Annotated in this window: 7 protein-coding genes and 1 pseudogene; all 8 read right to left on the bottom strand. The window is 40.2% G+C overall.

Going from position 1 to position 11585, the window contains the following annotated elements; genetic code table 11:
* Positions 1–159: 159 nt before the first annotated feature.
* The 8 genes and pseudogenes from EUBHAL_RS11975 to EUBHAL_RS11940 all read right to left on the bottom strand — a co-directional run bounded on the left by EUBHAL_RS11975 (position 160) and on the right by EUBHAL_RS11940 (position 11584).
* Positions 160–1374: an LL-diaminopimelate aminotransferase gene (locus EUBHAL_RS11975; RefSeq protein ID WP_005350111.1), complete on the bottom strand. Its 1215-nt coding sequence runs from the start codon at positions 1372–1374 to the stop codon at positions 160–162.
* 36 nt (positions 1375–1410) lie between these two features.
* Entirely contained in the window at positions 1411–2259 is an 849-nt protein-coding gene (dapF, locus tag EUBHAL_RS11970) for a diaminopimelate epimerase (protein ID WP_022170240.1), read from the bottom strand.
* 234 nt (positions 2260–2493) lie between these two features.
* Complete coding sequence (locus EUBHAL_RS11965) at positions 2494–2988, bottom strand: ANTAR domain-containing response regulator (protein ID WP_242648794.1); 495 nt, start codon at positions 2986–2988, stop codon at positions 2494–2496.
* Between the two features lie 115 nt (positions 2989–3103).
* Positions 3104–4435 (bottom strand): type I glutamate--ammonia ligase, encoded by a 1332-nt coding sequence (gene glnA / locus EUBHAL_RS11960; RefSeq protein ID WP_044923339.1) that lies wholly within the window; start codon positions 4433–4435, stop codon positions 3104–3106.
* 108 nt (positions 4436–4543) lie between these two features.
* Positions 4544–7777 (bottom strand): carbamoyl-phosphate synthase large subunit, encoded by a 3234-nt coding sequence (carB, locus tag EUBHAL_RS11955; protein WP_005350103.1) that lies wholly within the window; start codon positions 7775–7777, stop codon positions 4544–4546.
* Complete coding sequence (locus EUBHAL_RS11950) at positions 7770–8849, bottom strand: carbamoyl phosphate synthase small subunit (RefSeq protein WP_005350102.1); 1080 nt, start codon at positions 8847–8849, stop codon at positions 7770–7772. Before EUBHAL_RS11950 ends, carB begins: the two co-directional genes overlap by 8 nt.
* A 380-nt stretch (positions 8850–9229) precedes the next feature.
* Positions 9230–9814 (bottom strand): annotated as a pseudogene (locus EUBHAL_RS11945) (peptidoglycan-binding domain-containing protein); the annotation flags it as partial.
* Positions 9815–9829: 15 nt separating this feature from the next.
* Positions 9830–11584, bottom strand: a complete 1755-nt coding sequence (locus EUBHAL_RS11940) for a recombinase family protein (protein ID WP_005350100.1) — start codon at positions 11582–11584, stop codon at positions 9830–9832.
* Position 11585: the final 1 nt, after the last annotated feature.

The following is an 11585-nucleotide window of genomic DNA, read 5'->3' as shown; positions in this document are numbered from 1 at the left end:
TTTTTGCGAAGTTTCTGCTTTATTGGGCAAAATGGAGCGTTTAGCACAACGGAACAAAATCAATAAATTTTTTAGGGCTTCTTCTTAATAATTCTTCTGGCAATCCGATTGCTATGCTTCTGTAGCGCCGTCTGTTTGTTTTGCTACGCAAACCAGAATTTAGAGAGCCTTAATTCTCTCGATAGCTTCTAATGTATTCTCATAGGAGCCAAATGCTGTGAGTCGGAAGTATCCCTCTCCGCTTGGTCCAAATCCTGAACCTGGTGTTCCTACTACGTTTGCTTTATTTAATAAGAAGTCAAAGAAATCCCAGGATGGCATTTTGTCTGGAGTCTGCAACCAGATGTATGGTGCGTTTACTCCGCCAAATACAGTATATCCCGCGTCTTTTAAGCCTTCTTTGATGATTTTGGCATTGTTCATGTAGAACGCAACCTGCTCTTTTAACTGTGCTTTTCCAGCTTCGCTGTAGCAAGCTTCGCCGGCTCTCTGGATGATATATGGAGCACCATTATACTTTGTTCCGTGACGTCTTGCCCATAAGGAATGTAAAGCAACGTCTCCTGCTTTTAAGTCTTTAGGGACAACGGTGAAACCAAGTCTTGTTCCTGTGAATCCTGCATTTTTGGAGAAGCTTCGAAGCTCGATTGCACAAGTTCTTGCTCCTTCACATTCGTAGATGCTATGTGCTACATCATCTTCGCTGATATATGCTTCATAAGCGGCATCATAGATGATTACTGCACCGATTTTGTTTGCATAGTCAACCCATTCCTGAAGCTGTGCTTTTGTGATTGTCGTTCCTGTTGGATTATTTGGGAAGCAAAGATAAATGATATCTGGTTCTTCTTTTGGGAAGTCTGGTACGAAATCGTTCTCTGCTGTACATGGCATGTAGATTACATCGCTCCATGTTTCTGTTGTCGGATTATATGTTCCTGTTCTTCCTGCCATAACATTTGTGTCAACATAAACTGGGTATACAGGGTCACATACAGCAATTTTGTTATCTACACTGAAAATTTCCTGAATGTTTCCGGAATCACATTTTGCACCATCGCTGACAAAGATTTCATCGGCACTGATATCACATCCACGGCTCTTGTAGTCACCATCTACGATTGCATTTCTTAAGAATTCATATCCAAGGTCTGGTGCATATCCGCGGAAAGTTTCTGCTTTTCCCATTTCATCTACTGCACTGTGAAGACTTTTGATGATCTCTGGTGCTAATGGCTGTGTTACGTCACCAATTCCTAAACTGATAATAGATTTGTCTGGATTTGCCTCTTTGTATGCTGCTACTTTTTTCCCAATATTAGAAAAAAGATAGCTTCCTGGCAGTTTTAAATAATTCTCGTTTACTTTAAACATAGCTGCTCCTAACTGGCTTTCGCCTACTGCTGTCTATTACAGTATTCCTTCCGGAAGAGTAATTTCCCCATCAAATACAACGGTTGCCGGACCGGTCATATAAACTAAGTTTTCTTTGCGGTCCCAGCGAATTTTTAAATCTCCTCCAAGTAAGTGTACTGTAACTTCGTCTTCTGTCTTGTTATTTAATATACAGGCAACGGTAGTTGCACAGGCACCTGTTCCACAGGCGAGTGTCTCATCACTGCCGCGCTCCCATACTCTCATATTTACTGTGTTTTTGTCTAACACTTCCACAAACTCTGTGTTTGTTCTTTTCGGAAATACCGGATGATTTTCGAAATATGGCCCAATAGCTTCGATATCTAATTCCTTTACGTTATCCATAAAGATAATCGCATGAGGATTCCCCATAGATACGCATGTCATATGGTAAGTTTTTCCCTTTACTTCAACAGGGACATCCACTACTGGATTATTCTCTACTGCAACTGGAATTTTCTTTGGTTCAAGGATTGGTGCACCCATATTTACTTCTACGGTTGCTACTTTGCCATTTTCCACCTGAAGTTTTAAATATTTGATTCCCGCTAAAGTTTCGACAGAAATCTCTGTCTTATCTGTCAGACCATAATCATACACATATTTTGCCACACAACGGATACCGTTTCCGCACATTTCTGCCTGAGAACCATCTGCATTATAGATATTCATACGAAAATCTGCTTTTGCAGACGGACTGATAAGAATTAATCCATCTGAACCGATTCCAAAATGACGGTCACTGACAAACTTTGATACTTCTGCAGGATTCTTTATTGATTCTTCGAAACAATTTACATAAACGTAATCATTTCCTATTCCATGCATCTTTGTAAACTTCATAGGCTGCTCCCTTCTTTTGCACATATAAGCAACTTAAAATATACGATAATCTTCGTTATTTAACAAGAGTTATCCTCATTTTTCAATAAAATTCTTACAATTATTTAGATTTCACCTGCAAGATTTCATTTATAAAGTGTGTTTTACTTATGAAATTAAGCAAAGATTTCCAAAACAACTTATTAAAAAGCGCAAAAATCTACTTTCATTCTATACAGTTTCAAAAATGCCGGATCAAAAAACCTGCAAAACCATATAGGCCGTTTCTACCATATTCGTTCCATTATCCATACTTCTCTTCTGAAGGTAACGGTGCGCCTCTTCTTCTGTCAATTCATTTTTCTCCATTAATAAAGACTTTGCCTGATTAATAACTCCCTGATCAGCAGAAGATCTCTTATTCGGCTTTTCCCTTTCCCGCTTTAATCTTCTATGTATATCTGTCAGCAGATCCGATACGGTATCTACCAGATCATATGCTTTTAACGGCAATGGCAGATAAATGACATCATCATCTCCATATTCCTGCCACTGGGCATTGCTGGCAATAACGACCATCTCAAAAGTATCTGGAATACACTCTTTTAATTCATCATATATCATATCAGCAAAGCGGATGCCGCAGACAACAACACCCGCTTCCAGTCTTTCCACTGCCTGAATCGCCTGTGCTCCGGTAACACAGACAGCTGACACATCAAAGCCATTCTTTATTAGAACATTTTTCATTTTTAGTACAATTTCCTTTTTCGGAAACACAACAACAATATTCAGCACTTTCCACTCACCCTCATAAGGATTCCAGTTTTTCAATCTACAGTCGATATTTTAGGCAGCTGAGCTGTTAGTATTTATAAAGATATGCTTCTGTTTCCCAATCAGAAACCTGTCTGCAATATTCATGCCATTCTTTTCTCTTTGCTTCCAAATATTTTTTACTGATATGCTCTCCCAAAACTTCCTGAATATATTTATCCTCTTCAAAGGCATCACAGGCTTCTCCAAGTGTTGCCGGAAGGACATCAATATTCATATCAGCAATCTGTTCTTCTGTAAGTAAATACATATTTTTACCGATTGGTTCTGGCGCTTCTAATTCATTCTCAATTCCATCAAGACCTGCTGCAAGACAAAGTGCCATAACAAGATATGGGTTTGCTGCCGGGTCAGGACTTCTGAATTCGATTCTTGTTCCTGCACCTCTCGATGCCGGAATACGGATTAATGGACTTCGGTTAATGGAAGACCAGCAGATTGCTACCGGTGCTTCATAACCCGGAACCAGTCTTTTGTAGGAGTTTACAAGAGGATTACAAATACAGGACATACCTTTAGCATGCTTAATAAGACCTGCAATGAAATGATAACATTCTTTGCTCAGTCCCATCGGATTGCTCTTATCAAAGAAAATGTTCTTTCCATCTTTTTCAAGGGACATATTGATATGCATTCCAGAACCGTCTACATCTGTAATTGGCTTTGGCATAAAGGTCGCATACAATCCATGTCTTTTTGCAATGGTCTTTACAACCATCTTAAATGTCATGATATTATCTGCTGTTACTAATGCATTATCATACTTAAAGTCAATCTCATGCTGTGCCGGAGCTACTTCATGATGAGAAGCCTCAATCTCGAAGCCCATACTCTCTAATGTAAGAACGATATCTCTTCGTGCATTCTCTCCTAAATCTAATGGAGTAACATCAAAATAACTTGCCTTTTCATGTGTGATATTTGTCGGCTGTCCATTATCATCCGTATGGAAAAGGAAGAATTCACATTCTGGTCCTACATCAAAAGTATATCCCATCTTTGCCGCTTTTTTTAATACTTTTTTCAATACATAACGGCTGTCTCCCTCGAAAGGCACGCCCTCTGGTCGATATACATCGCACATGAAACGGGCAACTTTGCCATGCTGTGGACGCCACGGAAGAATCTCAAATGTATTAAGATCTGGATATAAGTACATATCGGATTCCTCAATGCGGACAAATCCCTCAATAGATGAGCCATCAAACATACACTTATTATCTAATGCTTTTTCAAGCTGGCTGGCTGTGATTGCCACATTCTTTAAGGTACCAGATACATCTGTAAACTGAAGTCTTATAAACTGTACATCTTTTTCTTCCACAAGCTGAATAATATCCTGCTTTGTATAATTTCCCATTGGTATCCTCCCAATTATGCTATGTACCCATGAAATCTTTTGCAAGGGTAAATGCATAAAAGACTCCATGAGTACATATTTATTTATATCAGGGATTCACTTCCCTTTTTATGCCTCGTTAATCTTGCTCTCAATCTCTTTATCAATTTCTGCGATATCCACTAAAGATAAATCTTCTCGGCAGGAAGACTCTAAGCTGGTAAGTAAGGCGTTTGCTGTATCAAGAGAAGTCAGACAGTTCACACCTGTTTCTACCGCATGACGACGGATAACAAAACCATCTTTGCTTCTTTCAATACCCTGTGAAGGTGTATCGATGATAAGATCAATCTGATGTCCTAAAATTAAATCCAGCAGGTTTGGATGTGACTCCTCAATCTTATTGACTCTCTTCGCCGGCACACCGCTTTCCTGTAATGTCTTGCATGTATTTCTTGTCGCATAGATTTCGTAGCCAAGTGCTGTAAATCTCTTACCAACTTCTACTGCATCTAACTTATCAGAATCCTTTACAGTCATGATCATCTTCTTATGCTTTGGTAAATCTACACCAGAACCTAAGAATGCTTTAAATAACGCTTCCTCAAAGTTCTTGGAAATACCGAGACACTCACCTGTAGACTTCATTTCTGGTCCAAGGCTGATATCCGCACCACGAATCTTCTCGAATGAGAATACTGGCATCTTGATTGCCCAGTATGGAGATTCTGGCTGAAGTCCTGGCTCGTAACCTAAGTCTTTTAACTTCATTCCTGTCATAACCTTTGTTGCAAGGTCAACGATAGGAATACCTGTTACCTTACTGATATAAGGAACGGTTCTTGAAGAACGAGGGTTAACCTCAATGACATATACTTCATCCTGATATACAATGAACTGGATATTGATAAGACCGATAACGTGTAAAGCCTTTGCCAGTAACTTTGTATAATGTCCGATAACCTTTTTAATCTTAGGAGAAAGGTCTCTTGCAGGATATACGGAAATACTGTCTCCAGAATGGATTCCGGCTCTCTCTACATGCTGCATGATACCCGGGATAACGATTTCTTCACCATCACATACGGCATCAACCTCTACCTCAACACCCATCAGGTATTTATCGATAAGGATTGGATGTTCCTGTGCATATCTCTGGATAACATCCATAAATTCTGAAATATCCTCATCTGAAATAGCAATCTGCATACCCTGTCCACCAAGTACGTAGGAAGGACGGATTAATACTGGATAACCAATCTCGTTGGCTGTCTTGATTGCCTCTTCTTTTGTAAATACAGTACCTCCCTTTGGTCTTGGGATACAGCACTGCTCAAGAATCTCATCAAAAAGTTCTCTGTCTTCGGCTGCATCTACGTTCTCAGCACTTGTACCAAGAATTGGAACACCGATTTTATTTAACTTTTCTGTTAACTTAATAGCTGTCTGTCCACCAAACTGTACAACTGCTCCGTCCGGTTTCTCTAATTCTACGATATGTTCTACATCTTCCTCTGTTAAAGGCTCGAAGTAAAGTTTATCTGCGATATCGAAGTCAGTACTTACTGTTTCAGGGTTATTATTTACGATAATCGTCTCGTAACCCATTTCTTTAAATGCCCATACACTGTGTACAGAACAGTAGTCAAACTCAATACCCTGTCCGATACGGATCGGACCAGAACCCAGTACCATAATCTTCTTCTTATCAGAAGTTTCTTCTACTTCATTAAAGCTTCCAAAACAAGAGTAATAATATGGTGTTTCTGCCGCAAACTCAGCCGCACAAGTATCAACAACTTTGTAGGCAGGAACGATATCCATCTGTCTTCTTAAGTTCTTTACATATTCTTCACTCTGACCGATAAGCTCTCCGATAACTTTATCAGGGAATTCCATTTCTTTTGCTTTAAGTAAAAGGTCTCGGTCTAATTCTTCTGCGTTCTTAAGTTTTGCTTCCATCTCAACGATGTTATTTAACTTATCGATGAACCATAAATCAATTTTTGTAATGTCATGAATCTTCTGTGGATTCACTTTACGGCGGAGTGCCTCTGCGATACAGTAAATACGAAGGTCATCTACAATATGAAGATGTTCTTCTAATTCTTTGTCGCTTAACTTGTCAAAATCGCCATGCATCAGGCTGTCTACATGCTGTTCTAAAGAACGAAGAGCCTTCATGAGACCACCTTCAAAGTTAGTGCAGATACTCATTACCTCACCAGTTGCCTTCATCTGTGTTGTCAGATGGCGGGAGGCAGAAATGAACTTATCAAATGGAAGTCTTGGAACCTTTACTACACAATAGTCAAGTGCTGGCTCAAAACTTGCGAATGTCTTACCTGTTACGGCATTCTTAATCTCATCTAAGTGGTAACCAAGCGCAATCTTTGCAGTAACTTTGGCAATCGGATAACCAGTTGCCTTAGAAGCTAATGCAGAAGAACGGCTTACACGAGGGTTAACCTCGATTACACAATAATCAAATGTATCTGGATTTAAAGCAAACTGTACGTTACATCCACCTTCTACACCAAGTTCGTCAATGATATTTAATGCGGAATTACGGAGCATCTGGTACTCTTTATCTCCTAAAGTCTGAGAAGGAGCAACTACGATACTGTCACCGGTATGAACACCAACCGGGTCAAGGTTCTCCATATTACATACGGTAATACATGTTCCATTTCCGTCACGCATTACTTCGTACTCGATTTCCTTCCATCCTGCGATGGACTTCTCTACTAATACCTGGCCTACACGGCTCAAACGAAGACCGTTCTGGATGATTTCCACGAATTCTTCCTCATTATCTGCGATTCCGCCGCCGCTTCCTCCAAGAGTGTATGCCGGACGAAGAACAACTGGATATCCAATCTTCTGCGCATATTCCAGACCATCTTCTACATTCGTAACAATCTGGCTTGGTGCGATTGGCTCACCGATCTTTTCCATCGTTTCTTTAAATTCTTCTCTGTCCTCAGCCTTACGGATTGTTTTACCTGTTGTACCGATAAGCTTTACTTTGTGCTCTTTTAAGAAACCACACTCATCTAACTCCATAGCGATATTTAACGCTGCCTGTCCACCTAATGTTGGAAGAAGACTGTCCGGAGAAACTTTTAAAATGAGCTTCTTAATAACTTCTGGTGTTAATGGCTCAATGTATACTTCATCTGCGATATCTTTATCTGTCATGATTGTTGCAGGGTTAGAGTTAACAAGGACAACATGAATTCCTTCCTCTTTTAAGGAACGACATGCCTGTGTTCCCGCGTAGTCAAACTCTGCAGCCTGTCCGATAACAATAGGACCGGAACCAATTACAAGGACTTTTTTAATACTGGTATTCTTAGGCATCTTTTGCAACCTCCATCATATTGATAAACTCTTCAAATAAAAATTCGGAATCGTTTGGCCCAGGACAAGCTTCCGGATGGAACTGTACTGTCATAACGTTCTTTCCAAGATAGTGAACTCCCTCTAATGTACCATCATTTACATTAATAAAGCTTACTTCTGCAATATCTCTGTTCAGAGAATCTTCCATTACCATGTATCCATGGTTCTGTGAGGAAATATAAACCTTTCCTGTTTTTAAATCTTTTACCGGGTGGTTGGCTCCACGATGTCCGTATTTCATCTTCTTTGTATCTGCGCCGTTGGCAAGTGCCATGAGCTGATGTCCAAGACAAATACCAAAAATTGGAATATTCGTAGCAAATAACTTCTTAAGCTCCTCGATAATCTCCACACATTCCTTTGGATCTCCAGGACCGTTCGAAAGCATGATTCCATCTGGATTTGCTGCGATAATCTCTTCTGCCTTTGTGTAAGCAGGGTAAACCGTAACTTCGCATCCACGCTTATTTAAAGACTTCTCAATATTCTTCTTTGCTCCAAAATCCATGAGGGCAACTTTAAAACCATCTCCTGGAAGCACTCTCTTTTCCTTACAGCTAACTTCACGAACAACACCTTGTACTTTATATTCTTTTAACTGCTTTACTACTTCGTCCAGGTCGAAATCTTCTCTTGTTGTAATCATTCCGTTCATAACACCGTACTCTCTTAAGATACGTGTCAGATGTCTAGTATCAATTCCTGAAATTCCCGGAACATCATATTTCTTTAAGAATTCATCTAATGTCATCTCGTTACGGAAGTTACTTGCCAGTTTGGCACATTCTCTTACAATAAGAGCTTTTGGCCACGGATGAATGGACTCCATGTCTTCCATACAGATTCCGTAATTACCAATTAATGGGTAAGTCATAACAACGGACTGTCCTGCGTAGGATGGGTCTGTCAATATCTCCAGATATCCTGTCATGGAAGTATTAAAAACTACCTCGCTGATTACCTCTCTGGCTGCTCCAAAGCTTTCGCCGGTCAGCACAGTTCCGTCTTCTAAGATTAGAAATGCCTTCATGATTCACGTTCCTTTCTATATTCAATCATTTGCAACTGCATATTAAGGAAAATGCAAAAACAGCACTGGAGTAAGTCACTCCTAATTACAGTTCTTTGCAAAAAAAAAGACGGGTTCCCCCGGCTCATTGTGCGAAAACTATGCTTATCAAACAAATCGGCCGGGAACGTGTCTTTTCAGACTTGCGAAAAAAACTGACATCTACGTTGCCGCTCTTTGCATAAATACTTAAATTGTACAAATTCTAGCATACATCGAATGCAATTACAAGAGAGGAACAGCGAAAAACTACAATTTCTATCTTTCGCCGCCCATTCCCCCCCTTATTACCATGTTGCTTTGTGCATAATTCCGATAACTAATTTTCTGTCAGCAAGAAATTATTTCAGCTCCGCAATTCGACTTACTGCGACATAAATCTGACTAATTTTATACCACGTTGCAAAGTCCACAACTCCCGTTTCCGGCAAATGGAAAATCTTCTGAAAAATCTTTACAGAATTTGCCGTTGCCGGTCCATAAATGCCGTCCACCCTGATTTTAGGAATCAATGGATAGTCCCCTGCAATTACATTGAGCTGTTCCTGCATTTGTCTCACTTTTTGTCCCGAAGCTCCAATTGTCAGCTCATATCCCGGATATGACGCCGGAATTCCTGAAATCGTCTCCGCTTCATTAATATACATATCATCCCCATAATAGTATCTTAAAATCTCAATCGCAGAAAGCCCGTCATCCCCTAATGCCTTCGAACCCCACTGGCTCATAAACTCCGGACAGCTTACCCGCTTGCCGTCACAGTACTGTGTGAGTATTGGCTGTGTCACTTCTGGTCTTGAAAGGTAGGAATTGAAAATTTCATCTACTACATTGCTGATGGAATCATAGGTGTTTTTGCCGTTAATCCACTTTTGGTCAAAGGCGGTGGATGATGTGATGGTGAAGTCTTTTCCCTTTCCCCGATACGTCGAAACCATCGTTCATTCGGGGTTTGGATAAATCTTGAGACTATCTAAGATAACGGACTTATCTTCCAGCTTATTCTCCGGCACTATACTTCCTGATTTCTTTAAAGCTTTTGACCGTATCTCGTTTATATTTATCTTAAATCTTATCACAACTTCATCCTCTTTTACAGATATTTTTTCAATAAGCTTATTCACAAGGACACGCTTTGTAGGATTGTCGGCATTCAGAAATACATCCTTCCATGTTGGAATCTGCATACGCAGACTATCCCACTCATTAAAAGAGACATCCGCTCCGTCAAGTTCCTTTTGTTTCTCTGCAATCACTTTTTCCTGCTGTTCCTTTTCCTGCTTCTGCTTTTCAATCAGTTCTACCAGCTTATCTACAGGTACAGGATACTCTCCAAGCATCGCTTCTGGAATCTTATCTTCCATGACAGAAATCTTTTGCTGGATATGCTTGAGTCTTTCCTGTTCTCTTGAAAGTTCTTTCGCTTTCTCCTTTTTTGCCTTTCGCCCATTCTCGGAAATCTGCTCGAAAATATCCTCGTTTTCCTGAAGCTTATCTATGTACTCGGCAATCGCCTGAAACACAATCTTTTCAATTCTTTCTGCTTTAAATTGATAGACTTTGTAATGTGGAACTCCCTGCCATGCATCCTGGCACTTATATATTGCCTGTCTGCTCGCCCTCCTTTCTCCCGTATCTTTAATTGTCCAATAGTTATATCTACTTCCATTTGTACATTTGCAGCCACAGTATCCACAGTAAATAACATCAATGAGGGGAAGCATCCCCTCATTTCTTGCGATAACCTTTACACCTTTATTCTGCGGAGCGGTACGATACTTCATCCCTCTCTGCTTTCTTTTTATCTGAACCAGATTCCAGTCATCAGGACTAATAATCTGTATCTCTGGATTTGGTTCTTCCGAGAGAATCCATTCAGAACTATCTAACCGCTTACTTTTTCCGTTTTCTTTCTTTTCTCTACGTTTATAAGCCGTATAACCTGCATAAATCGGATTCGTTAAAATGCTGGTTACCGTTCCACCTCTCCATACCTCAGATGGAGCAAGTTCTTTATATTCCTCATCCAGATTCAGTTCTCTGGCAATCTTTGAAGAACCGTACTCTTTATCAAGAGAAAGCTCGTATATATGTTTTACTGCCTTTGCCCTTTCGGGAATAATCACAAGATGGTGTAATGCTCTTCCATGCTTACTGATTTCTCCAGACAGCTCCAATTTATATCCATACGGAGCCTTCCCCCCGACAAACTTCCCCTGCTGTACTAGCTTTTGTGCCGTATCTTTGACACGCATTCCCGTATCAGAACTGCTCTTTTGTGCATTGCCATAACGCAGAGCTAACATCATCTGTCCCATAATATCATCACTCTCTGGTGAGATACAGCCATCTTTTACCGTATATATATCCACACCATAGCTTTTAAGCTGCATAACATATGCACCAATTTCCCACATTCTTCTACCGATTCGGTCATCCTTATAGACTGCAAGAATATCATACTCGTTTCTTTGTGCATCTCGCAATGCCTGCTGTAAAATATCACGATTCTCTACGGCATTACTGTATCCACTATTACTTCCCTCAAAGTATTCCTTTGAATCCAGATGCCATTCCTCATGTTGTGCGATAAATTCTTTCACCAACTGTCTCTGGATACCTAAGTCTCCATCTTCCTCCAACTGTTGATTAGAACTTACACGAAGCAACATCCGCACCCTCTTTTTCTCGCCCATC

Origin of the sequence: Anaerobutyricum hallii DSM 3353 (assembly GCF_000173975.1) — a bacterium.
GTDB lineage: Bacteria > Bacillota > Clostridia > Lachnospirales > Lachnospiraceae > Anaerobutyricum > Anaerobutyricum hallii.
The sequence above is the reverse complement of the archived record's forward strand: the minus strand, read 5'-3'. Positions and strand labels throughout refer to the sequence as shown.